Origin of the sequence: Lentzea sp. NPDC004782 (assembly GCF_040609115.1) — a bacterium.
In the GTDB taxonomy this organism is placed as follows: domain Bacteria; phylum Actinomycetota; class Actinomycetes; order Mycobacteriales; family Pseudonocardiaceae; genus Lentzea.
The window spans coordinates 60,863-84,146 of record NZ_JBEXJN010000029.1 but is presented as its reverse complement, the minus strand read 5'-3'; the positions used below and the strand labels follow the sequence as shown (position 1 = coordinate 84,146).

At 69.2% G+C, this 23,284-nt stretch carries 22 protein-coding genes; 14 read left to right on the top strand and 8 right to left on the bottom strand.

Annotated features, from left to right (window positions below):
* Nucleotides 1-99 precede the first annotated feature (99 nt).
* The 7 genes from ABZV40_RS26345 to ABZV40_RS26315 all read left to right on the top strand — a co-directional run bounded on the left by ABZV40_RS26345 (nt 100) and on the right by ABZV40_RS26315 (nt 9,630).
* Nucleotides 100-1,305, top strand: a complete 1,206-nt coding sequence (locus ABZV40_RS26345) for a DUF222 domain-containing protein (RefSeq protein ID WP_355446768.1) — start codon at nt 100-102, stop codon at nt 1,303-1,305.
* Nucleotides 1,306-1,686: 381 nt separating this feature from the next.
* The gene (locus ABZV40_RS26340; protein WP_355446765.1) at nt 1,687-3,897 is read left to right on the top strand and encodes a GH92 family glycosyl hydrolase; all 2,211 of its coding nucleotides are present in this window, start codon (nt 1,687-1,689) and stop codon (nt 3,895-3,897) included.
* 28 nt (nt 3,898-3,925) lie between these two features.
* On the top strand, nt 3,926-6,187 hold the full coding sequence (locus tag ABZV40_RS26335; RefSeq protein ID WP_355446762.1) for a LuxR C-terminal-related transcriptional regulator: 2,262 nt from the start codon (nt 3,926-3,928) through the stop codon (nt 6,185-6,187).
* 99 nt (nt 6,188-6,286) lie between these two features.
* Nucleotides 6,287-7,093 (top strand): hypothetical protein, encoded by an 807-nt coding sequence (locus ABZV40_RS26330; RefSeq protein WP_355446759.1) that lies wholly within the window; start codon nt 6,287-6,289, stop codon nt 7,091-7,093.
* A 199-nt stretch (nt 7,094-7,292) separates the two neighbouring features.
* Nucleotides 7,293-8,204 (top strand): ABC transporter ATP-binding protein, encoded by a 912-nt coding sequence (locus tag ABZV40_RS26325; protein ID WP_355446756.1) that lies wholly within the window; start codon nt 7,293-7,295, stop codon nt 8,202-8,204.
* On the top strand, nt 8,201-9,244 hold the full coding sequence (locus ABZV40_RS26320) for an ABC transporter permease (RefSeq protein WP_355446753.1): 1,044 nt from the start codon (nt 8,201-8,203) through the stop codon (nt 9,242-9,244). Before ABZV40_RS26325 ends, ABZV40_RS26320 begins: the two co-directional genes overlap by 4 nt.
* Nucleotides 9,245-9,294: 50 nt before the next feature.
* Nucleotides 9,295-9,630 (top strand): DUF3817 domain-containing protein, encoded by a 336-nt coding sequence (locus tag ABZV40_RS26315; RefSeq protein WP_355446750.1) that lies wholly within the window; start codon nt 9,295-9,297, stop codon nt 9,628-9,630.
* Here ABZV40_RS26315 and ABZV40_RS26310 read toward each other — a convergent pair.
* Both ABZV40_RS26310 and ABZV40_RS26305 read right to left on the bottom strand, forming a co-directional pair.
* Nucleotides 9,602-10,654, bottom strand: coding sequence for a phosphotransferase (locus ABZV40_RS26310; RefSeq protein WP_355446747.1), 1,053 nt, complete (start codon nt 10,652-10,654; stop codon nt 9,602-9,604). The two genes, ABZV40_RS26315 and ABZV40_RS26310, sit on opposite strands and share 29 nt — an antisense overlap.
* A 32-nt stretch (nt 10,655-10,686) precedes the next feature.
* Nucleotides 10,687-11,184 (bottom strand): MarR family transcriptional regulator, encoded by a 498-nt coding sequence (locus tag ABZV40_RS26305; protein WP_355446744.1) that lies wholly within the window; start codon nt 11,182-11,184, stop codon nt 10,687-10,689.
* 51 nt (nt 11,185-11,235) lie between these two features.
* Here ABZV40_RS26305 and ABZV40_RS26300 point away from each other — a divergent pair, with 51 nt between their 5' ends.
* The 3 genes from ABZV40_RS26300 (at nt 11,236) to ABZV40_RS26290 (ending at nt 13,405) form a co-directional block, all read left to right on the top strand.
* Nucleotides 11,236-11,541: an MTH1187 family thiamine-binding protein gene (locus ABZV40_RS26300; protein WP_355446741.1), complete on the top strand. Its 306-nt coding sequence runs from the start codon at nt 11,236-11,238 to the stop codon at nt 11,539-11,541.
* An 83-nt stretch (nt 11,542-11,624) separates the two neighbouring features.
* Nucleotides 11,625-12,449 carry a hypothetical protein gene (locus ABZV40_RS26295; RefSeq protein ID WP_355446738.1) on the top strand — a complete coding sequence of 275 codons (825 nt, stop codon included), beginning with the start codon at nt 11,625-11,627 and terminating at the stop codon, nt 12,447-12,449.
* A complete protein-coding gene (locus ABZV40_RS26290) occupies nt 12,437-13,405 on the top strand; it encodes a tetratricopeptide repeat protein (RefSeq protein ID WP_355446735.1) in 969 nt (322 codons plus the stop codon). The genes ABZV40_RS26295 and ABZV40_RS26290 overlap by 13 nt, the downstream gene beginning before the upstream one ends.
* A gap of 4 nt (nt 13,406-13,409) precedes the next feature.
* Here the strand turns inward: ABZV40_RS26290 and ABZV40_RS26285 are convergent, their stop codons facing one another.
* Nucleotides 13,410-14,204 (bottom strand): metalloregulator ArsR/SmtB family transcription factor, encoded by a 795-nt coding sequence (locus ABZV40_RS26285; protein WP_355446732.1) that lies wholly within the window; start codon nt 14,202-14,204, stop codon nt 13,410-13,412.
* A gap of 32 nt (nt 14,205-14,236) precedes the next feature.
* The gene (locus ABZV40_RS26280) at nt 14,237-15,679 is read right to left on the bottom strand and encodes a neutral zinc metallopeptidase (protein ID WP_355446729.1); all 1,443 of its coding nucleotides are present in this window, start codon (nt 15,677-15,679) and stop codon (nt 14,237-14,239) included.
* A gap of 314 nt (nt 15,680-15,993) precedes the next feature.
* Here ABZV40_RS26280 and ABZV40_RS26275 point away from each other — a divergent pair, with 314 nt between their 5' ends.
* Nucleotides 15,994-16,452: a DUF6230 family protein gene (locus ABZV40_RS26275; protein ID WP_355446726.1), complete on the top strand. Its 459-nt coding sequence runs from the start codon at nt 15,994-15,996 to the stop codon at nt 16,450-16,452.
* Nucleotides 16,443-16,865, top strand: coding sequence for a DUF6114 domain-containing protein (locus ABZV40_RS26270; RefSeq protein ID WP_355446724.1), 423 nt, complete (start codon nt 16,443-16,445; stop codon nt 16,863-16,865). The genes ABZV40_RS26275 and ABZV40_RS26270 overlap by 10 nt, the downstream gene beginning before the upstream one ends.
* An 82-nt stretch (nt 16,866-16,947) precedes the next feature.
* Here the strand turns inward: ABZV40_RS26270 and ABZV40_RS26265 are convergent, their stop codons facing one another.
* Nucleotides 16,948-17,079 carry a hypothetical protein gene (locus ABZV40_RS26265; protein WP_355446721.1) on the bottom strand — a complete coding sequence of 44 codons (132 nt, stop codon included), beginning with the start codon at nt 17,077-17,079 and terminating at the stop codon, nt 16,948-16,950.
* Between the two features lie 34 nt (nt 17,080-17,113).
* On the opposite strand from ABZV40_RS26265, the gene ABZV40_RS26260 reads away from it, so the two are divergent.
* Nucleotides 17,114-17,596, top strand: a complete 483-nt coding sequence (locus tag ABZV40_RS26260) for a hypothetical protein (RefSeq protein ID WP_355446718.1) — start codon at nt 17,114-17,116, stop codon at nt 17,594-17,596.
* 72 nt (nt 17,597-17,668) lie between these two features.
* On the opposite strand, the gene ABZV40_RS26255 is transcribed toward ABZV40_RS26260, so the two are convergent.
* A complete protein-coding gene (locus ABZV40_RS26255; RefSeq protein WP_355446715.1) occupies nt 17,669-19,039 on the bottom strand; it encodes a neutral zinc metallopeptidase in 1,371 nt (456 codons plus the stop codon).
* 133 nt (nt 19,040-19,172) lie between these two features.
* Between ABZV40_RS26255 and ABZV40_RS26250 the strand changes: the two genes are divergently transcribed.
* On the top strand, nt 19,173-19,859 hold the full coding sequence (locus ABZV40_RS26250; RefSeq protein ID WP_355446712.1) for a hypothetical protein: 687 nt from the start codon (nt 19,173-19,175) through the stop codon (nt 19,857-19,859).
* On the opposite strand, the gene glgB is transcribed toward ABZV40_RS26250, so the two are convergent.
* Together glgB and ABZV40_RS26240 are read right to left on the bottom strand one after the other, a co-directional pair.
* Complete coding sequence (gene glgB / locus ABZV40_RS26245; RefSeq protein WP_355446709.1) at nt 19,794-21,968, bottom strand: 1,4-alpha-glucan branching protein GlgB; 2,175 nt, start codon at nt 21,966-21,968, stop codon at nt 19,794-19,796. The two genes, ABZV40_RS26250 and glgB, sit on opposite strands and share 66 nt — an antisense overlap.
* A gap of 3 nt (nt 21,969-21,971) precedes the next feature.
* Nucleotides 21,972-23,282 carry an aminoglycoside phosphotransferase gene (locus ABZV40_RS26240; RefSeq protein WP_355446706.1) on the bottom strand — a complete coding sequence of 437 codons (1,311 nt, stop codon included), beginning with the start codon at nt 23,280-23,282 and terminating at the stop codon, nt 21,972-21,974.
* Nucleotides 23,283-23,284 lie beyond the last annotated feature (2 nt).

Sequence of the window (23,284 nt, the reverse complement as noted above, 5' to 3'; positions counted from 1 at the left end):
GCCTTTTCGGGCTCGGCTTCGCCTCCGCATGAGCGGTTCGCACTTTCGTGTACGGATTTAGCCGTTATTTTCTCGTGATCTTGCGGTAGGGTAGAACATGTGATCGAACCTGACCTTCCGCTTCTCTCCACCGGCGAGGTGCTGAGCGCTCTCGTCGATGAGGTGGCAAATCTTCAGGCTCGTCAGTACGCGGTGATGCGTAAGGTTGCCGAGTTGAATCGGCGTGGTGCCGCGAGCGAACTCGGTTACAAGGACTTGCCGCAGGTGTTGCAGCACGCGGTCCGCTGGAGCCGGAAAACCGCCAAGCAGTGGGTGGCCAATGCCGCGCTGCTCGCGTCGGGAATCACGCCGACCGGCAGCGAGATCGCTGCCGAGCTGCCGGTGACCGCGTCGGCGGCGGCCGAGGGCGTGCTGTCGATCGAGCATGTCGCGGTGGTGGCCGAGATCATGAAGGACCTGCCCGCCGAGTGCGAGCAGACGGTGGTCGACCTCGCCCGTGCGCATGATCCGGTGGAGCTGCGGGCGATGGGTCGCAAGCTGGTCTACGCGCTTCTTCAGAACGATCCGGAGCCACGCGATCCCGAGCCTGTGCGGCAGGTCAACCAGCATGTGATGCAGTGGAAGGGCGATTGCCTGGAGATCTGGGCGAGGCTGGACAAGGTCACCGGCGCCAAGTACGAGGCGCTGCTGGATCCGCTGGCCAAGCCCCGCCCCACCACTGAGGCAGAAGGTCCTGACCCGCGGTCGCGTGCCGAGCGTGAGGGTGATGCGCTGGCCGAACTGGTCGACCTCATGCTGCGTGCGGACCAGTTGCCCGAGCATGGTGGTGAGCCGGTCACGCTGACGGTGACGATGCGCTACGAGGACCTGGCCGAGCAGGTGGGCCAGGGCATGCTGGACAACGGTGAGCGCGTCCCGGCCGCCGAGGTGCGTCGGCTGGCGTGCAGCGCGGGGATCATTCCGCTGGTCTTGGGTGAGCGGTCGCGGCCGATGGACATCGGCCGCAAGACCCGCAGCTTCCCCGCTGGAATCCGCCGCGTCCTGGTCGCCCGTGACAAGGGCTGCGCGTTCCCCTGCTGCGGCAGACCGCCGAAACACTGCGACGCGCACCATATTCATCACTGGGCGAACGGTGGCGATACCTCGGTCAAGAACGCGGTACTGCTGTGCCGCAATCACCACACACTTATCCACCAGAGTGAGTGGGAAGTGAAAATGGTGCACGGCCTCCCGACGTTCTATCCGCCCAGTTGGCTGGATCCGGATCAAAAGCCGAGACGCAATCTCGCGAACTCGGTCGCGTAACTGCCGCGTGCCCACACTCTCGCGACGGCGAAGTCGAGCCCGAAAAGGCCTAATACCGACCCGGTAAGCGGTATGACATGACATACCCGCCTGACGCAACCACGCACGCAAAGCGATTGGGGCTGACTTTGGGTGCGAGGTGCTACCGTGCTCGGATCGGCCGGGCTCTTTTCAGCCCGGCTTTTGAAGGCCGACCAGCGCCTCGCAAGGGCCCCGAAGTCAAGCCCCAATCGCAATCGTCGCGAAGCGGCGATGAATGACCCGGCCCGTCAGAGCGACTCAACGCAACCACTGACGCAACGCGACCGCCTGCGGCAACCACCCGACCGGACCACGCCGACACCGCCTCCACCACGAGAAACCCGTACTACCGTGAAACCCGTGGACGCACTGGATCCCATCGAGTCGGTCAACACGTTCATCGGCACAAAGGACGAGGGCAACACGTTCCCCGGCGCGTCCATGCCGTTCGGCAAGGCGCATTCCAGCCCGATCGGCTCGCACTACGCCGGTTACCGGTACGACGATCCGATGATCCGCGGCTTCGGGCACTTCTTCCTGTCCGGCGCCGGGTGCTGGGAGCAGGGCGGGCTGGTGTCGATCCTGCCGACGTTCGGTGCGTTGCCGTCGAGTCTCGACCACAAGCGCTACGCCGCCCGGTACAGCCACGACGGGGAGATCGGCAAGCCCGGCTACTACAAGGTGAAGCTGGAGCGCGACATCACCGTCGAGTGCACCGCGACCACCAGGGCCGGTGTGGAGCGCTACACGTGGGCGGGTGGGGTCAGCGGCACGTTGCTCGTCAACGTCGGGCAGGCCAACGACAAGGAACCGGTGTTCGCGAGCAGCGTCAAGGTTCTGGACGACCGCACGATCACCGGAACCGTGGAGACGCAGGCGTTCTGCGGCGGGCGTCCGTACATCTCGTACTTCACCACGAGGTTCGACCGGCCGTTCCGCGAGTTCGGCACCTGGGGGCCTGCCGGTCCCAAGCCGGGGCAACGGGAATCCGCGGGCGGCGCCGGGCTGCGGGGTGCCTGGGTCACGTTCGAGCCGGGGCCGGTCACCGCGTGCACGGCACTGTCCCAAGTGGACGAGCAGGGCAGCAGGGGCAACCTCGAAGCGGAGACCGCCGGCAGGTCCTTCGACGAGCTCCGCAACGAGGCCCAGGACGCGTGGCGCCGGGAGCTCGCCTGCATCGAGGTCGAGACGGACGACTGGGACGACAGGGCGGTCTTCTACACCGCGCTCTACCACGTCCTGCTGCAGCCGCTGACCGGCAGCGACGCCGACGGCCGGTACCGGGGTTTCGACGACCGGATCCACCAGGCCGAGGGCTGGACCTACTACGAGTACTACTCGCTCTGGGACACCTATCGCGCCCACAACCAGCTGCTCTCGCTGATCCGCACCCAGCGGGCGAAGGACATCGCGCGGAGCATCCTCGCCATCCACGAGCAGGGCGGTTGGCTGCCGCGCTGGGCCTACGCCAACCAGGAGACGAACTGCATGACCGGTGACCCGGTCACGCCGTTCCTGGTGGACCTCTGGCGGTTCGGGCACCTCAAGGGCTTCGAGGAGCAGGCGTACCGGGCTCTTCTCCAGAACGTCGACGGGGTTCCGCCGGAGAGCTCGCGGTTCCAGGGCAGGTCGGGCAACCCGAACTACCTCGCCAAGGGGTTCGTCCAGTACGACAAGAACTTCCCGAAGAAGGGGCAGGACACCGACCCGCGCCACGGCGCGTCGGCGACGTTCGAGTACGCGCTGGCCGACGCCACGCTGGCGATCATGGCGGCTGAGCTCGGGCACAAGGAGGACGCCGAGCGGTTGCGGCAGCGCGGCCTCAACCACCGCAACCTCTGGGACCACAGCGTCACCGACCGCGGCTTCACCGGGTTCCCGCGGCCCAAGCTGGCCGGCGGCGCGTGGCTCAGCCCGTTCACGCCGCAGGGGGCGGAAGGCTTCCACGAGGGCACGGCCTGGCAGTACCAGTGGCTGGCCCAGCACGACGTCAGCGGCCTGATCACCGCGCTCGGCGGCAAGGCGGCGGCCGAGGCCAGGCTCGACGACTTCTTCGCCTACCAGGACCTGCTGACCGACCCGAAGCGGACTGTCCGCGAGAAGTGGGTGGTCGGGCCGTACGACTACTACAACCAGTTCAGGTACAACCCGAACAACGAGCCGGACCTGCACGCGCCGTGGATGTACGCGCTCATCGGCAGGCCGGAGAAGACGTCGGTGGTCATCAGGGCCGCGCAGACGCTGTTCGTCAACGGGCCGGCCGGTGTCACGGGCAACGACGACCTCGGCACGATGTCGGCCTGGTACGTCTTCAGCGTGCTCGGGATGTATCCCGCGGTGCCCGGAACTGGCGAGTTCGTGCCACATGCGCCCAAATTCCGGCGGGCCGTGGTCCACCTGGAGAACGGCAAGGACATCGTGATCAAGGCCGAGGCCGCGGACACGACGAAAACGCAGGTGGTGGAGCGGATTCGCAGTGGCTGGCTGAACCGGGCGAAAGATCGGATCGAGCTCGCCGAGCTGCGTTCCGGTACCTCGCTGGAGGTTGACCTCCACACACTTCCCAATTGAGACGCCAAAACGGACGTAGGCTCGTCCAATGGGCACCTGCGCGAGCTGTGGCACGGAATTCGCGCCCCTGCCGTCGCGGGCGCGGTACTGCTCGAACGCCTGCCGTCAGCGCGCCTACCGTCAGCGCTCCGCGGGTACGTCCACTGTGGTCACCGAACTGCCCGCGCACGACGACGCGTTCGTGGGCCGCGAGACCGAGCTGGCGGAGCTGCTTTCGTTGCTGCGCAAGCACAGGCTGCTCACGATCGTCGGATCGGCGGGGGTCGGCAAGACGCGGCTCGCGGTCGAGGTCGCGCGGCGCTCCAGGAAGGCCGAGGTCCGCACGGTCGAGCTGGGCAAGCTGAGCCGACCGGACCAGGTGGTGCAGGCGTTCGCCGAAGCCGTTGGGGCGTACCAGCACGCGGGGGTCGCGCTGCGCACGACGTTGCTGGCCGCGCTGGGCAACCGCCGAATCTTGCTGCTCGTCGACAACTGTGAACATCTCGTCGAGGAGTGCTGCGGTGTCGTGGACGCGCTCTTGTCGCGGTGTCCGAACGTGCAGGTCCTCGCCACCAGCCGGGAAGCGCTGCGGACCGTCGGGGAGGCGGTGTACCCGCTGCACGGCATGGAGGACGACGCGGTCCGGCTGTTCACCGAACGGGCCGGCGTGCAGGGCGACCAGGAGCTGATCGCGGCGGTCTGCGCACGGCTCGACGGGGTGCCGCTCGCGGTGGAGCTGGCCGCGAAGCTGTCCAGAACGGTGTCGCTGTGCGACCTCGCGAACCACCTCGACCACCGGCTCGACCTGCTGAGCGACGCCGGGGGTGAGCAGTCGCGGCACCGCAGCCTGCGCGCCGCCATCGACTGGAGCCACGACCTGCTGACGGGGCAGGAGAAGGAGCTGTTCCGGCGGCTCGCGCTGCTGCCGGGCGGGTTCGGGCTCGACATCGCCCAGGTCGTGCACGGCGGGTCCGCGATCGGCACGGTGATCGGGCTGCTCACGGCCTTGCAGGCGAAGTCGTTGGTGGTGCGGGAGAACGACGGCCGTTTCCGGATGCTCGAATCGGTGCGCCTCTACGCGGAGGAACGGCTCAGGGAGCACGGCGAGCACGGCGTGACGGCCGAACGGATCATCGAGTGGCTGTGCGAGAAGGGCGAACCGGGAGTCACGTCGTCGATCCTCTCTCCGGAGCAGGTGAAGGCGCAGCACCAGGAGTACGACAACGTGGCGCACGCGTTCGCCCGTCTGGTGGCACCGCAGGACGATCGCCGGCTGATGCTCGCCACGATGTTGCTGAGGGTCTGCTTCGACCGCGGCTACTTCGCCGAGGCGGGCGCGGTGCTGATGCAGGTGCTGCACCAGTCGGCAGCGGACCACCGCTACCGCATCCTCGCGCTGGAGTACGCGTCTCTTTTGGCGGTGCACGAGGAACGTCACGACGAGGCGGTGAAGTACGCGCTGGAGGCCGTGCACACCGCGGAAGCCGGCGGCCAGCAGCCGATCATGTGCCGGCTCTTCCGCACGTTGGCGACTGCGTACGACGGTGCGGGCGATGCGGCGAACACCGCATGGGCGTTGCGCCAGTCGATCGAGCACGGCGTACGCAACGGCAACGACGTCAGTGTGGCTGTGTCGAGCCAGAACCTCGGCTGGACGCTGCTCGTGCAGGGCGACGTCGAGGGCGCGCGCGAGCTGGTGGAAGGCGCCCTTCCCGCGCTGAGAGCGCATGCACGGCCCGACGTCGTGGCGATCGCCGTGCACTCCGCCGGTTGCATAGCGTTGGAGCGAGGGGATTTGACGACGGCGGGCGCGCGGTTCGCGGAGGGCGCGCAGCTGTCGGCGTACCAGCCGCGCGCGGTGCTGGAGTCGGTCGAGGGTCGTGGTGTGGTCGCGGTTCTGTCCGGGCGGCACGAGCTCGGCGTGCGGTTGCTGGCAGCGTGCCGACAGATGCGCACGGTGTGGGTTGTTCCGGCGGAGCAGTGGTGGCAGCGGAAGATGGACTCCGTGCTGGACGTCGCACGGGAAGCCTTGTCCCGCGCGGCTTTCACCCGAGCGCTGAACGCCGGCCGGGCGATGGACGTGCGGCACGCCCTGGAAACCGCGCTGGACAAGGAGATCGTGCGGGACGCGGTGCTCAGCGACCGGCAGCGCATGGTGGTCGAGCTGGTGGCGCAGGGCATGACGAACGCGCAGATCGCCGCGAAACTCGGGATCTCGCACCGCACGGTGGAATCCCACGTGCACAACGTGAAGACCGCGTTGAATCTTTCAACTCGCGCGCAGCTCGTGGCGTGGGCGCAGTCGAACTGACCCCGTCCAACTGAGACGTAACGCTGCGCTTCATCCGGATGACTTCGCGTCCACCGGCGTTCATTGTGAGTACAACCAACGGCGAGGGGAGGGAGCGACGTGGAACCGTTCCGTCTGTTGCACCCCGACCTCGTGCCGCAACGGCGTGAGTCGTTGCAGCACGCTGCGTCCATGCTCGTCCAGATGGGGCTGGACGACACGGTGCTCTCGGCGTCGCCCGTGCACCAGCGGCTTGCCCGCGTGGTGCTGGCGAGCAGTGACGTGATCGAGTGGAAACCCGGCCACGGCGCCGGCGAAGCGAGCCACGACGACCGGTTCGGCATCGTGCGGGTGGGCGGTGACCGCGGTGGCGTGTTCCTGTCCGGCGTCCTGATCGCCTACCTCGACGTGCTGGACAACGCGGCGCGCATGGGCACGTCGCTGCGCGAGGACGCCTGGCGCACGCTGCTCTGGGCGCCGACCGCGCTCTTCGACCACGTGCTGCGCCGCCCTCAGCTCGGCATGACCGTGGTGCCCCCGGGAACCGGCTCAGCACACCTCCCGCAGCAGCGCAACCAGGCCGGCCAGCGCCTCTACCTCGCGTTGATGCAGGTCGTGCGGTTCGCGGTCAGCGGCGTCGTGCGCGCCCAGGACGACCGCACGCTGGTCGAGGACTGCGTGACGCTCGCGACGGCGTGCCTGCGGGCCGCCGCGGTCGCGCTCGCGTTCTCCTGCGACGTGCGGCCCGGCCTGGGGGAGATTCCGCCGCTGCCGATCACGGAGGCCTCCGAGCACCACCACCTGTGGCAGGCGATCGGCGAGGTGCGCGCGGCCGTCCCGCGGGCGCGCTTCGAGCAGTTCGCCGCGGCGCTGCGGCGGCTCAACGACATCTGCACCGCGAGTCCGCTGCTCGTCGCCGGGTGCTGAGCATCTGGCCGCAAGTGCCGCGCGCGTTCGACGTGGATGAAGGGCGCCTTCATCCACCTGAGGTGGAGCAAGGCGCCCTTCATCGAGCACCGGCACGACGCGTTCGGGCGCGGGTGACTGGCAGTCCTTGGTCTCGACTTGCCACCGACTTTCGTCGTTCCGGCCCACGATCCGAGATGTGCTGACCTAACGTTCGGCCATGACAGAGGAACGGTCGGCGGTCGTGGTGCGGGACATCCGCAAGAGCTACGGCGAGCTGAAGGCGGTGGACGGGGTCTCGTTCACCGTGGCCGAAGGTGAGTTCTTCGGCATCCTGGGGCCCAACGGCGCCGGGAAGACGACCACGCTGGAGATCATCGAGGGCCTGCGCGAACCCGACAGCGGCGACGTGACGCTCCTCGGCGAGAGGCCGTGGCCGCGCAACGTGAAGCTGTTGCCGCGCATCGGCGTGCAGCTGCAGGCGTCGTCGTTCTTCGACAAGCTGACCGCGAAGGAGCAGCTGCAGACGTTCGGCTCGCTCTACGGCGTGAACTCGGCCAGGGCCGACGAGATGCTCGAACTGGTCGGCCTCACCGACAAGGCGAACGAGCAGGAGAACAAGCTCTCCGGCGGTCAGCGGCAGCGGCTCTCGATCGCGTGCGCGCTGATGCACGACCCGGACATCGTGTTCCTCGACGAACCGACCGCGGCGTTGGACCCGCAGGCGCGGCGCAACCTCTGGGACGTGCTGCGCGCGATCCGCGAGCGCGGCAAGACCATCGTCTACACCACGCACTACCTCGATGAGGCCGAGATCCTCTGCGACCGCGTGGCCATCATGGACGAGGGCAGGATCCTCGCGCTCGACCCGCCCGCGGTGCTCGTGCGCGGCCTCGACGCGCCGACCCACGTGACGCTGCAGAAGGGCGTGCTGTCCGCCGTGGACGCGTCCGCACTGGACGGTGTCGAGGAGGCGCACGAGGACGAGGTGTCGCTGACGATCTCCACGCGCCGCCCCGCCCCCGTGCTGTCCGCGCTCGCCGACCGCGGTGCGCTCGACGGCCTGCAGGTCCGCACGGCCACTCTCGAAGACGTGTTCCTCAACCTGACCGGGCGGGAGTACCGCGCATGACCGCGTTCAAGACGCTCTCGCTGGCGATGTTCAAGGGTTTCATCCGGGACAAGGTGACGCTGTTCTTCACCTTCCTGTTCCCGCTGATGTTCCTGGTGATCTTCGGCCTGATCCTGCGCGACGTCGGCGCCGACAAGACCAAGATCGCGGTGGTCGGTGACGGTCCGATCGTGAGCGCGCTGCGCGACAGCGGCGTGCTGGAGCTGGAGCCGTACAACGACGAGAACGCCGCCGTGCAGAAGGTGAAGGACGGCGACCTGCCGGCGGCCCTGATCGTGCGCGGCCAGCAGCTCGACGTGCGGTTCGCGCAGAGCGACCAGGTCAAGTCCGCGACCGTGGTCGGCATCGTCAACGGGTTCGTGGACAAGGCGAACGTCGCCGCGACCGGTCAGCCGCCGCGCTTCACGTTCGCGGCGGAGAAGGTCGAGGACGCCTCGCTCAAGCCGATCCAGTTCCTGACGCCCGGCATCCTGTCGTGGGGTGTGGCGGTGTCGGCGGTGTTCGGTTCGGCGCTGACGCTGGTGTCGTGGCGGCGCAAGCAGGTGCTGCGCCGGATCCGGCTGGCGCCCGTGTCCGCGACTTCCGTGCTGTCGTCCCGAATCCTGGTGAGTGCGGGAGTTGCGCTCCTGCAGGGCGCGATCTTCGTCGGGGTCGCGTCGCTGCCGGTGTTCGGGCTGCGGCTGTCCGGGTCGTGGTGGCTCGCGATTCCGTTGCTGCTGCTGGGAACCATCGCGTTCTTCGCGCTCGGCATGCTGGTCGGCGCGTTCGCCAAGACCGAGGAAGCGGCGTCGGCCGCGGCCAACATCGTCGTGCTGCCGATGGCGTTCATGTCCGGCACGTTCTTCCCGATCGACCAGGCACCCGCGTGGTTGAGGGCCGTGTCGAAGGTCTTCCCGTTGCGGCACATGAACGACGGCATGCTCGACGTGCTGGTGCGCGGCAAGGGGATCGAGGCGCTGGCGGTGCCGGCCGCGGTGCTGGTCGGTTTCACGCTCGTGGTCGGCTTCCTCGCCTCGCGCGTCTTCAAATGGGAGGAATAGGACAGCCCCGGTGGTCGTGTGCTCCCCGTCACGGTTCATGATGGGGAGCCATGACGTTCTCCACCGCGGCTGGACGGTTCCGCATCTTCGCGCTCGCCGAGGCGATCTCCTGGGCGGGCCTGCTGCTCGGGATGTTCTTCAAGTACGTCGTCGTGCAGAACGAGATCGGCGTCAAGATCTTCGGCCCGATCCACGGAGTTGTCTTCCTCGGCTTCGTGCTCGTGACGCTGATGGCGAAGGAGCCGCTGAAGTGGGACGGGCGCACGCTCGCGCTCGGCCTGTTCTCCAGCATCCCGCCGTTCGGCACGGTGATCTTCGAGCGCTGGGCCTCGCGGACCGGCCGCCTCGACGAGACCGCTACCGCACCAGCTCCCGAACAGCCCTGAGCTCGGCCTCGGGGTCGCCGCGGTGGTAGACCCGCTCGGACTCCTCGATGTTGTCCAGGAACTCCTGGTACTTCACCGCGTTGTGCAGGCGTGACGCGCGGCGGGCGACCTCGAGTGCCTTGAGCGGCTCGCTGTCCGGCCGGTGCTTGCGCCACGCCTCGCTCCACACCCGGCCGATCACGTCCTGCACGTCGGGGTGGAACTCCATGAGCCGGCACGCGTCCAGCGCCGGGTGCCCCCAGCAGGCGTCGGACCAGTCGATCACCACGCCGCTGTCGCGCCAGTTGCCGCCGTGGAAGTCGCCGTGGGTGAGCGTGTCCGGCAGTCCGAACGAGGGCATCGGCACCACGCTCGCCGGAAGTCGCGGCTCTCCCGCGAGGGCGTCCTGCACGGCGACCCAGCGCGGGATGACCTTCTCGATCATCTCCGGCGTGAGGCGCCAGCAGTTCCCGCCCTCCGCCTCGCTCAGCAGCACCCGGTTCGGCGCGGAGGCCAGCAGCTCGGGCACCAGCGTCGGGTCGTGCGCGGCGACCATCTCGATCACGCTGCCCTCGTCGGCGAAGAACGGCGGCACCGCCTTCAGCCACACCGGGCCCTGCGTGGTGGGCAGGCGGTGGACGCACGACAGGTTCCAGGTCCTCGTCTGCACCGCGGGGCCGGTGCGGGTGACCACCGTGTCGGCCCACGCGACCAGCTCTGCCGGACCGCCGGGACGTGCCCACGGCAGGCGGTGCTCGGCGTCGGGCTCGGGTTCCTCCGCGGGGTGCAGGTGGGTGCGATCGGGTTCGCCGCAGGCCTCGACGTGGTAGGTGACCGTTCCGCCGAACGGGACCACTCCGCCGTCCGTCGAGACCAGTCGCAGCACGCTCGTCTCGACGCCCAGCAGGTCGCGGAGAACCCTGTTGATCGGTTCGACGTGGTTCCAGTTGGGTGTCTCGACCGGGATGGCGTCGGTGCGGCCGGCGAACCCGCTCGGAGTGCTGACGAGGGCGACGATCGACCGGTCCGGCCGTTCCCACTGCATGGGACCATCATCGCGGCGCGTTCAACCGGATTTCAGTCCTCGAAGTCGCCGCTCGCCCGGCGGACCTTCGCGAGCAGGTCGGTGAGCTGCTCGGTCTGCCGGTCGGTCAGGCCCTTGAGCCCCAGGTTGACCTCGACGACCGCGGCGGTGGCGGCCTCGCGGCGTTGCAGGCCCGCGTCGGTGATCTCGACCAGCGTGGTGCGGCGGTCGGTCGGGTGCGGGGTGCGGCGGACCAGGCCGTCGTGCTCCAGCCGGTCGACGATGTTGGTGACGCTCGTGGGGTGCAGCTGCAGTCGCTCGCCCATGACCCGCATCGGCAGCGCGCCCTTGCGCGAGAAGTACAGCAGCACCAACGCCTCATAGCGTGCGAACGTGAGTCCGTGCGGCTTGAGGGCTGCGTCCACGGCGGACTGGATGATTTGCTGGACACGCATGACGCTCGTGACGGCGGCCATCGACGTGGACGGACCCACCCGGTCGTCCCACAGCTCGGCCGCGCGGGCGATCGGATCGAACGGCAGCGGTGTCATGGGCACCGAAGCTACCAGTCAGTACGCGCAGGGATCATCAGGGAGGCACGTGTGCTTGTCGCGTTCAGCGTTGCTCCGTCCGCATCGGACTCGTCGGGAAGCGTGGCCGAGGCCGTCGCCGAAGCCGTGCGGATCGTGCGGGAGTCGGGCCTGCCCAACGAGACGAACGCGATGTTCACCTTGATCGAGGGCGAGTGGGACGAGGTGATGGACGTGGTCAAGCGCGCGACGGAAGCCGTGCAGGCCAGCGCCCCGCGGGTCTCGCTCGTGCTCAAGGCGGACATCCGGACCGGCTACACCGGGCAGCTGCGGTCGAAGGTCGAACGGATCGAGGAACACCTCGCCGACACGCCGTGACCGCCTCCCCGGATGGCCGAACGCTCTACGCCGGCTCGGTGAGCGGCACCGTGCGCACGCGTTCGCTGGGTTAGCGTGTCGGCGTGGACGCGAGACAGCTGTGGTTGAGGTTCGAGCCCTACCACGACGTCACGTACTTCACGCCCGAGTCCCGCGCCGCGACCGACGCGCTCGGCTGCAAGGGCGGCTGGATGGGCTACTTCGGCATGCGCGCGGCACCCCTGGGCGCGGCGTCCCCGGAGCTGGTGACGGCCGTCTTCTACAACTTCGCCCCGCGCATGGTGTCGCGCGCGCTGCCCGACGCGTGGGCGGTCGCGTCGCCCGCCGAGTTCCTGCGCGTGCGGTTGGAGGGCGTTGATCTCGCCCTGCGCCGGATGCTGGGCGACGTCGGCACCCCCGAGATCGCCGAGGCCGCGTCGTTGGCCCGCGAGGCGGCTTTGGCGGTCGACGTGGCCGGGCGCCCGTTGGCCGCGGCGAACCGTGCGTTGCCGTGGCCCGCTGAGCCGCATCTGGCGCTGTGGCACGCCTGCACGATCTTGCGCGAGGCCCGCGGCGACGGACACGTGGCCGCTCTCGTGGCCCATGGCATCGGCCCGTGCCAAGCGCTTGCGCTCTACGCCCGCGAACACTCCCTCGACCCGGCCTACATGCGGACCGCGCGTGGGTGGACCGTCGAGGAATGGGAAGCCGTCTCGGATCTGCCCGGCGACCTGGCCGCGGTGGAACGCGCAACCGACGCCGCCGCCATAGCCCCGTGGGAGGCGTTGGGCGCCGCTCGTACGTCGCGGTTCATCGACCTGATGACACCGCTCGCACTACGCATCGCTTCGGCCAACGAGGCGATGCGCGTCAACCCGATGGCCCTGGACCCGGTCCGGGAACTAGCCGTGCCAGGATGGAACACGTGACAAGGCCTGATCCTCGCAAGACCGCCGCACTGTCCGCCGCTCTCTCCGGCGCCGTAGACCTCGGCGCCCTGAAGGCCCGAGCCGACGCCGCCCGCCAGGCCGCCGCCGCCCCCGCCGCCGCTCCGGGTGCCGACAACGGGTCCGCGCCGTGGATCGTGGACGTCACCGAAGCCTCGTTCCAGGCCGTGGTCGAACAGTCCCTCCAGGTGCCGGTGGTGGTGCTGCTCGGCGCCTCCTACAGCCCGGAGTCGCAGCAGCTGTCGGCGTCCCTCACCCGACTGGCCACCTCTTCCGGCGGCGCGTGGATCCTCGCGCGCGTCGACCTGGAACAGGCCCCGCGCATCGGTCAGGCGTTCGGCGTGCAGTCCGTGCCGACGACCGTGGCCGTCGCCGCAGGTCAGCCCATCGACGCCTTCGCGGGCCCGATCGCGGACGCCGAGCTGTCGGCGTGGATCGCGCGGTTGCTGGACGCGCTGCGAGACCGCCTGCCGGGGATTCGGGCCGGGGAGGCCCGGGCCGGTGCTCCCGTTGAGGAGGAGGTCGTCGAGGACCCGCGCATCGTCGCGGCCGAGGAGGCCTTCGAGCGCGGGGACTACGCGGCCGCTCAGGAGTTCTACTCGCAGATCCTCGCCGTCGAGCCCGCCAACGAGCTGGCCAAGGAAGGGCTGGCGCAGGCGCGCTTCGCCGAGCGGGCCGAGTCGGTCGACCCCGCGGTGATCGCCAAGGCCGACTCGGCGTTGGACGACATCGACGCCCAGTTGGCGGCTGCTGATGCCCAGGTGGCGTTGCAGCAGGTCGAGGAGGCTTTCGCTCGGCTGGTCGACACCGTCCGGAGGGTTTACGGGGACGATCGGGACCGGGTTCGGCAGCACCTGGTCGGGCTGTTCGAGCTGTTCCCGGCGGATGATCCTCGGGTGGCCGCGGCGCGGCGGAACCTGGCTTCCGCGTTGTACTGACGGGCTAGGGGCGGCGGCGTTCCAGGAGGACGGTGTCGCGCCACTCGCCGTGGTGCTGCGCGATTCGTTCGCGCACGCCCACGGTTCGGAACCCCGCCTTGTGGTGCAGGGCGATGCTGGCCCGGTTCTCCGGGAAGATCACCGCCTGCAGGGTCCACAGGCCGTCGGCGTCGGCAGCCGAGACCTGGTGGTGCAGCAGGGTTTTGCCCACGCCTCGGCCCTGGAAGGCGTCGGCCACGTAGATGGACGTCTCGGCCACGCCCGCGTAGCACTCGCGGGCCGAGACCGGGGTGGCGGCGGCCCAGCCGGCGATCGTGCCGTCCACTTCGGCGATCCAGCGGTGGTCGGGGAGCCACTTGGACTCCAGGGTTCGGCGGGAGGGGACTTCGGTTTCGAAGGTGGCGTTGCCCGTGGCTATGCCTTCGCCGTAGATGCGACGGACGTCCGGCCAGTCCGCGGCCGTCATGGCGCGCACGGAGACGCCGGCGGCCGGGCGGAGCGAGCCGCGGGTGAGCGCTCCCATCACCGCGTCCGCGGCGTGGGGGAGGCCTGTGCAGCACGCCGGGTTCACGGTGACGAGGGTGGTGGTGCCTTCGCGTTGCACGTGGACGAAGCCCACCTCGGCCAGTTTGCGGACGTGGTGGGAGCAGGTGGACTGGCTCACGCCCAGCAGCGTGGTCAGCTCGCCCACGGTGACGGGGCCCGGTGCCGAGGCCACGTGGTGGAGCAGGCGGACGCGCGTCGGGTCGGACAGGGTCGCGAACCACGAGGCGTAGGTTGCGGCTTCATCGGTCAGCACCTGGCGAGTATCGACGTGCGTCGATGGGATTATCAAACCGAATACTTCTTGACGCAGTACGAGGAGCCGCGGAAGAAGCCGTCGCCGAAGGCTTCCACGCGGGCGAAGCCGGACGGGACGGCCTTGCCGTTCACGTCGGCGGCGATGAGGCTTTTGTCGGCCAGGAGCTCGGCCACGGCCTCGTCCAGGTCTCCTGGGGACAGTCGCAGGCCCGCGGGCGGGTCCGGGCGGTTCGTGAGGCCTGCCCAGGCGCCGGTCAGGCAGGCGGTGCGCTGGCCCGCGGCGTCGTCGTCGAGGCGGAAGCCGGTCGCGTGCTGGATCGACAGGCTGAAGCGGGAGGCGATCACGGCGAACGCCGCGAAGTCGCCGATGCCGCCCTTCGTGCCCTTCTTCGGGGGCGTGCCGATCTTGACCAACGACGGCAGGTCGAGCTGGATCTGGTTGGTCGCGGGGCAGAACGACGCGGGGGACGTGGTCTGGGCGTCGGGGCACGACTTGACGCCCTCCCGGTCGAAGGCCGGGAAGGCGGCGCCGGTCGACCGGTAGGCGTCGCGCAGGGACTCCTCCAGGGCCTTGAGGTACTTGTCCTGGTTGACCTGCGCGTTGCCGCGGCCCTGACCCTGATCCTTGTCCGACAGGTCGAACGGGCGCTCGGTGATCCGCTTGTTGATCTCGGCCTCGTTCATCTCGGCGCACCGGGTGGCGCCCTGGGTGAAGCCGAACTGGAACGCGGAGACGCGGTCGAACGCGCTGCCGTGGGCGCCCTGCTTCTCGAAGGACGTGCCTGCCGAGTCGCGGATGAAGAACATCGTCTGCAGGACCTGGTTCAGGCCCTCCCCGGTGGACAGCTCGAAGTGCTTGGCCTTGTTCTCGGCGATCCAGCGCATGAAGACGCCGGTGTAGCAGTCGGCCTGCTGCTCCTTGACGATCGACGGGGTGTTGGGGCCGATGTTCGAGGCCGCGCCGAGCTTGTACTGGACGGCGTGGCCCATCTCGTGCGCGAGCACGGTGACGACGGCCATGGGGCCGAAGGTGTCCTTCAGCATCGGGAGGAGCTCGCCGCGGTCCCACGTGATGCTGTCGTCGAGGGCGCAGTAGAAGGCGTTGGCGACCCCCGCGGTGTTGAGCTTGCAGACCTCGACGCCCTTGCCGTTGGAGTCGTAGGAGAGGAAGCGCTTGACCGGTTCGAACGTCTTGCCGGGGAACGAGCTGGGGATCTCGGCCTTCCAGAACTCCTGGACGTCGGCGAGGGTGTTGATGGCGAGCTGGTCCATCTCGCCGCCGTCGCCGTTCTCCACGCTCAGGTCGGCCGCCGGTACGCCCCGCTTGGGGCCCGACGGGCCGTTGGAGATCTCCAGGCCCGCGACCTTCCTGGGGTCCGGCCGCTCGCCCTTCGGTGCGCCCTCGACGACCGATGCGCACGCGGTCAGGGCTGCGGCCGCGGCCAGCGCGACGGCGATTCGTCCGATCCCCATGAGGCCGAACCCTACTAAGCGCGGTTCACGCACGTGACGCAAGGACCAGTGGCCAAACGTGAAACCGCCTCACCCTCTGGGGTGATTTCAAGACTGTGCGGACTCGTTTTCGTTGTCTCACCGATGTTTCGGAGCGCACAGTCCCACCCTGCAAGCCTTCGGTGTGGAAGGAGTTTGGCGGTATGGGTAGAACGCGCTGGGCACGCTTCGCAGGGGTGCTCGGTATCGGTGCCGTGGGTGCTGGTGCCCTCCTCTTCGGCATGTCCCAGGGAGCACTGGCAGCATCGTTCGCGGTGTCCGGCCAAGATTTCAAGGTGTCCGCCGACTCCCTGGACGGCAAGGGATTCGTCCAGTTCGGTGGGGTGGACGCGGGTGCCGGGAAGGTGCACGTCGTCGCGGTCAGCGGCTTCAAGACGGCCTCGCTGAACAAGTTCTGTCAGTCGGTGTTCGTCGCCAACATGCCGATCGTGGGCGATGTGACGATGCGCATCACCGCGGACGGCGTCGGCGGCATGTCGGCCGACAACCTGGTCGTCAACCTCACCGATCTGTCCGGTGACCTGGAGCTGGGTGCTCCGGACATCGGCGTGGACGCGAGCAAGACCACCAAGGGACCGGACGGCCTGCGCGGCCTGCCGGGCTCGTTCGGTCTGCAGGCCGACTCGGCGAAGATCACCGGGCTCAAGCAGACCGCGTGGTCCACCACGGCTCAGACCATCAGGTTCAAGGGCATGAACCTGACCATTCGCCAGGGACAGCAAGAGTGCTTCTGAGGGTCTGGCGCAGCTTCACCGCGTGGCGACGTGGCCGGCCCTTCTGGGCCGGCCTGTTCGTAGCCGTGGGCGCGCTCATCATCCTGTTCCCGCCGTACGCCAACCTGAAGTTCGGCGACATGATCATCTCGATCCAGACGCTCGGTGGCGTGTCCGCGCTGCTGATCGGCGTGTTGCTGGCTTTGTGCGCGGTGGCGTTGTGGGTGGCGCCCAAGTTCCGGCTCGCGTCGGGCATCGTCACGGTGCTGCTGTCGCTGGTCGCGCTCGTCGTGACCAACCTCGGCGGCTTCCTCTTCGGCACCCTCTTCAGCCTGCTCGGTGGGGCGCTCGCGGTGGCGTGGACGAACGAGCCCAAGAAGCCGAAGAAGACGGAGAACGGCCCAGAGACCACCCAGAGGGTCCAACCCACATGATGCGAACACAGCCGATGGCCGCGGTCGCCATGATCGCGGTCCTGGCGCTGCAACCGCCGTCGAGCACCGAGCCGCCGCCCGCTCAGAGCAGCTCACCGGTTCCGACCACCACCAGTTCGGAACCGCCGCCCGCGTCGAGCAGCAGTGCCACTCCACCGCCGGTGTCGTCGTCGTCATCCGTGCCGACCCCACCGCCGAGCACGGAGTCGTCCACGGCGCCGGCACCCCCGCCACCGGCCCCTGCCCCGGTGGCGGGTGGCGGGCGGGAGTGGACGCTCAAGGCGTCACGGCTGGAGCTCGGCGGCCTCAACTTCGTCGGGGTCGTCGACTCGCTGCTGAACGGTCAGGTCATCAAGGTCCTGAAGTTCACGACGAGCGACATGAAGATCAGGGACCTGGTGCAGACCGCCGAGGTCTCGCCGGGCGTCAAGCTCGTCACCGCGGCACGTGCGGGCAGCACCTCCACGGTGAACCTGAAGCCGTTGAAGGGCGAGAAGGAACCACCGCCGCTGATCGAGCTGTTCACGATCCAGCTGAAGGGCAACCTCGACTTCCTCGGCATCAAGATCCCGGTCGACTACACGGCCGCCCACCCGCCGCCGCTGAACGTGCCGCTGGTCGCGTTCACCGACGTCACGGTGCGCAACACCGACCTCAAGGGCGGCAACCTCACGATTCCGGGCGCGCAGATCTCCATCGTGTCCAACCAGGTGTCGGCAGAACAGCGCTGAGAGGCGCGCACGAAGCCCTGAAGCCCGCACACGCCCTGAGGCTGTGCGGGCTTCAGCTCGTTCAGGAGCGGGTCAGAGACCGCACTTCTTCGGGCCCTCGAACACGCCCTCGCGGAACCGCGCCACCCGCTGGAACCCCGGGTCCACCGCGTTCTGGCCGCGGGCGTCACGGGCCGCGTAGTCGAACCGCAGCAGCACGGTCACGGCCTCGTCGAAGTCACCCGGCGACAGCCCGAACCCGCCCTGACGCTGGAACACCGCACCCGTGTAGGCCCCGGCCAGGCACAACGCCGCCGCGGAGGCGGTCGCGCCCTCGGTCGGCTTGCCCTGCACGGCCAGCTCGGCCAGCGCGTAGCGGGTGGCGATCAGCGTGCCGGTCGCGTAGTCGCCGAGCTGCTTGTGCAGCAACGGCAGCTCACCCTGCGTGTCGATCTTGATCGTCTTGTCCGCCGGGCAGAAGGCGACCGGGCCCTGGTCGCCCGAGCAGTTCGGCTCGGTCTGGGACGCCTCGGCGCGCGGCGACTGCCAGGTCTTGCCCGCGGAGGTGGCCAGGGTCTTGAAGTAACCGTCCAGGTCGGGCGTGACCGACTCCAGCATCTGGTCGAACGGCAGGTTGCCGCCGTTCGCGCGGTCGGTGACGGTGGTGAAGGCCCGCTGGGTGAACGTGCGGTTCTGCACCGACATCGCCCCGCAGAACTTGGCGCCCTGCTCGTAGCCGTCCTGGAAGGCCGCCACGCGGTCGAACGCGCTGCCGTGCGCCTGCTGGTCCTCAGGAGAGGTGCCGACCGGGTCGCGGAACGTGATCAGCGCGCCGAGCGCCTTGTCCAGGGCGTCGGTGCCGACTTCGAGGCGCTGGGACTTGCCGTCGGTCACGCTGCGCACGAACGAGCCGGCGAAGCAGTCGGCCTGGGCCTCGGTGAGGATCGTCGGGTACTTGTCCGGGTCGCGGCGCTCGGCCTCGGGCGTGATGCCCATGCGGTTCTGCACCGCGTGGCCGATCTCGTGGGCCAGCACGACGACCACGGCGGCCTCGCCGAAGCGGTCCTGCAGCACCGGGAGCAGCGACGCGCGGTCCCAGGCGATGGCGTCGGCGGCCGGGCAGTAGAAGGCGTTGCCCTCCACGTCGGCGGCCTTCTGCGTGCACGGCGGCGGCTTCGCGGTGGCGTCCTGCGTGTCGACCGAGTAGTAACCGCCGGTCAGCGACTTCCACGGCTTGTTGAACGTCTGCGGGAAGGTCTTCTTCCAGAAGTCGTCGATGTCGGTGAGCGCGGTCGCGGCCAGCTTGTCGATCGGGCCGTTGTCCGTGCCGCGGACCTGCACGGTCTCGGTGGACGCCTCCTTCTTCACCACCTTGGCGGCACGGGGACGTCCCGGGACCTGGGCGGTGCAGCCCACCGCGAGCAGGGCGGTGGCGAGGATCAGCGCGATGCTCCGGTGCCGCATGGACCCATTGTGCCTGTCGGTCGGCTTGAGGGGCGTCCTACTCGTCGAACTCAGGCGCATACAGAGGCCAACGTGCGGCGGCCTGATCAGGTTCACCGAGCCGGAGTCAGCCGATCGGCCTACCTTTCCACTCGTGCGCGCATTGCTCTGCGCCCTGATGCTCCTGCTCGGCCCTCCCACCGGGGCCGATCCGGTGCTGCCGGGCTGCACCGGGGGCATCGCGCCGGATCCGCGCCACGGCGTGATCACCGGACCCGGCACCGCCGGCACCACCGTCAAGGCGATCCCCGGGGGCGTCTACGACCTGTCCGTCTGGGCGGGCAGCGCGAGGCCGGGACCGGCGACCGCGGTCGGGCTGAGGTTCCTCGACCGCGACAACGTCCAAACCGGACACACGTACGCTCGCTGGCCGCAACAGGACAAGCGGTACAACAGTTACGGCATGATCGCGCCGCAGAACGCCGCCACCGTCCGGTTCTTCGCCACCACGACGACGGAAGTCCACTGGGACTGTGTGTTCCTCCGCGTCTCCGCCTACGAAATCAGCCTCGAACACGCGGCGGACCAGCTGAAAGTCACCGTCACCAACACGGGCGACCTGCCGCTGACCGGCCTGCGGCTGACCGTCTCCGGGTGCGCGGACTTCCCGCCGTTCGACCTGGAGGCGCAGGTCGTCCGCGCCTGCACCGGCAGCCCGCCGGCGACCGCGAGGGTGTCCGGCGCGCTCTACTGGAACGGAGCGCTGCCGGACAGGTCAGTCAGCCTCCCCGAGCACACCGGGCTCCTCGGGAACCAGCCACAGCACGCCCGCGGGCGGTAGCTGCAGCACCGCGGAGTACGGCCGCCCGTGCCACGGCTTGGCCTCGGCCTCGACGCCACCGAGGTTGCCGACACCGGAACCGCCGTAGTGCACGGCGTCGGTGTTCACGAGCTCCTTCCACCGCCCGGTGGACGGCAGCCCGACCCGGTAGTCGTGGTGCGGCATCCCGGCGAAGTTGGCCACGCACGCGAGCATCGAGCCGTCCTCACCGATCCGCAGGAACGACAGCACGTTGCCGCCGGAGTCGTTGGCGTCGATCCACTGGAACCCCTCGGGCGTCACGTCGTGCGAGAACAACGCCGCCGCCGTCCGGTACACCGAGTTCAGGTCGCGCAGCAACGACTGGATGCCCTGGTGCAGGCCGCCCTGCTCGACGAGGTGCCAGTCCAGCGACCGCGACTCCGACCACTCCTGCCGCTGCCCGAACTCGCCGCCCATGAACAGCAGCTGCTTGCCCGGATGTGCCCACATGAACGCGAGCAGCGACCGCACCCCGGCGGCCTTGTTCCAGTCGTCGCCCGGCATCCGCGTCCACAGCGAGCCCTTGCCGTGCACCACCTCGTCGTGCGACAGCGGCAGCACGAAGTTCTCGCTCCACGCGTACACCAGCGAGAAGGTCATCTCGTTGTGGTGGAACGACCGGTGGATCGGCTCACGCGACAGGTAGTGCAGCGTGTCGTGCATCCAGCCCATGTTCCACTTGAACCCGAACCCGAGCCCGCCCAGGTGCGTCGGCCGCGTGACGCCCGGCCACGCCGTGGACTCCTCGGCGATCATGACGACACCGGGGTGACGGCGGTACACGGTCGCGTTCAGCTCCTGCAGGAACCGCACCGCGTCGAGGTTCTCCCGGCCGCCGAACTCGTTGGGCAGCCACTGGCCCTCTGGCCGTGAGTAGTCGAGGTAGAGCATCGACGCGACGGCGTCCACGCGCAGACCGTCGAGGTGGAACTCCTCGATCCAGTACAGCGCGTTTGCCACGAGGAAGTTCCGGACCTCGTTGCGCCCGAAGTCGAAGACGTACGTGCCCCAGTCGAGCTGCTCGCCGCGGCGCGGGTCGGCGTGCTCGTACAGCGCCGTGCCGTCGAACTTCGCGAGCGCCCAGGCGTCCTTCGGGAAGTGCGCGGGCACCCAGTCGACGAGCACGCCGATGCCGCGCTGGTGCAGCGTGTCCACGAAGTACCGGAAGTCGTCCGGCGAGCCGAACCGCGAGGTCGGCGCGTAGTACGAGGTGACCTGGTAGCCCCACGAGCCGCCGAACGGGTGCTCGGCGACCGGCAGCAGCTCCAGGTGCGTGAAGCCCATGTCCTCGCAGTAGTCGGCGAGCTCGGTCGCGAGCTCCCGGTACCCGAGACCGGGCTTCCAGGAGCCGAGATGCACCTCGTAGATCGACATCGGCGCGTTGGCCCACTGGGTGGCCTCGCGCCGCGCCTCCCACTCCGCGTCGCCCCACTGGTACTCGGAGCGCGTCACGACCGAGGCGGTCTGCGGCGGCGTCTCCGTCGCGAACGCCATCGGGTCGGCCTTCTCGTGCCACACGCCGTCCGCGCCGAGGATGCGGAACTTGTACCGGGTGCCCACCGGGACGTTCGGCAGGAACACTTCCCACACGCCGCTGGAACCCATGGAGCGCAACGGGTTCGCGCGCCCGTCCCAGCCGTCGAAGTCGCCCGTCACCCGCACGCCGCGCGCGTTCGGCGCCCACACCGCGAACGAGACACCGGTGACGTCACCGGAAACCGTTTCGTAGCAACGGACGTGCGCGCCGAGCACGTCCCACAGCCGTTCGTGGCGGCCCTCGCCGATCAGGTGCAGGTCCAGCTCGCCGACGGTCGGCAGCCACCGGTACGGGTCGTCGACCTCGACCGTGTGGTCGCCGTAGGACACCAGCAACCGGTAGTCGCCGGGAGCCTCGGGCAGCTCGCCCTCGAACAACGCGTCGGCGATGCGCGGCAGCTCGACCTGCTTGTCACCCCACGACACGGCGACCGACGTCGCGCCGGGCCGCAGCGCCCGAGCGATCACCTGCTCGCCGACGGTGTGCACACCGAGCACCGAATGCGGGTCGTGGTGGGCACCGGACAGAAGCCGGTCCAGGTCGGCCTTCACGGGTCACTCTCCTCCGGAGGTCATCCGGGCGATCGACGACAGCGGAACCGTCAACCACTCCGGCCTGTTGGCGTGCTCGTAGGCGACCTCGTAGACCGCCTTGTCCAGCTCGAACGCGCGCAGCAGGTGCGCGTTGTCCCGCGGGTCGGCCGCCACCTCGGCGTACCCGTCGCAGAACGCCGCCCGGTTGCGCTTCGTCCACTCCATCGCGCGGTAGGCGAGCTGGTCGTCGTCGGGCTGACCGATCAGCAGCTGACGTGCCGCGTAGTCGAACGACCTCAGCATCCCCGCCACGTCGCGCAACGGCGACTTCAGCCCGCTGCGCGCCTCGACGCTGGCCGCGGGTTCGCCCTCGAAGTCGATCAGCAGCCAGCCGTGCACGGTCCGCAGCACCTGACCCAGGTGCAGGTCGCCGTGGATGTGCTGGATCGGGATGGCCCCGATGTGCGCACGGGCCCCCTCGAACGCCTGCCGCAGCGGGTCCTCGTAGCGGGCGAGCTCCGGCACCGACTCCAGCACGACGTCGAGCCGCCGTTGCATGCCCGCGATGGCCTGGTTGACCGCGTCCTCGTCGGCCAGGCGCGTGCCGAGTGCCTCGGCGAGGTCGGCGTGCACCTGCGCCACCGCGTGACCCAGGCGGCAGGCCTCGCCCGCGAAGTCGCCGCCGACCTCGAACGCGTGCAGGTCCGCCTCGGCCATCAGGTCGCGGACGGACGTCTTGGCCATGTCCCAGCCCTCGACCGCGTCCGGCAGGAACTCCTGCAGCATCGCGAGCGTGACCGGTTCGCCGTCGAGCTCGGTGGAGATCGACCCGAGCGGCTGCGCGATGTGCTCGCAGCCGACGGACCGCAACGCCCGGTGGATCACCAGGTCGCGGTTCTCGCCGCGGGCGAGCTTGCGGAAGATCTTCAGGATGTACTGCTGGCCGTAGATCAGCGACGTGTTGGACTGCTCGACGCCGATCGGCCGGCCGCGCAGGCCGGAACGCAGCTCCGTGCCCGGCTCGTGCGCGAAGACGATGCCGTCCGCGTTGTGCCCGGACGCGATCCGGTCGAGCAGGACCCCGTTGTGGTCGGGATCCAGTAACACGTCCCAGGCGCCGGTGTTCAGGCTGAGCGCGCCCTGGTAGCTCTCGGTCCGCCCGGGCTGCTCCACCTCGAAGATCACGTGGACCAGGTCGCCGTCCACCACCGTCGTCCTCAGTGGACGGACGGCGGTGATCGGCTGGTCCTTGCCGCCGAACCACCTGGCGGCCGGGAGCAGATCGGGCAGTGAGGCGACCAGCTTGTCGACTAGTTCGTGGGGATCGATCATGC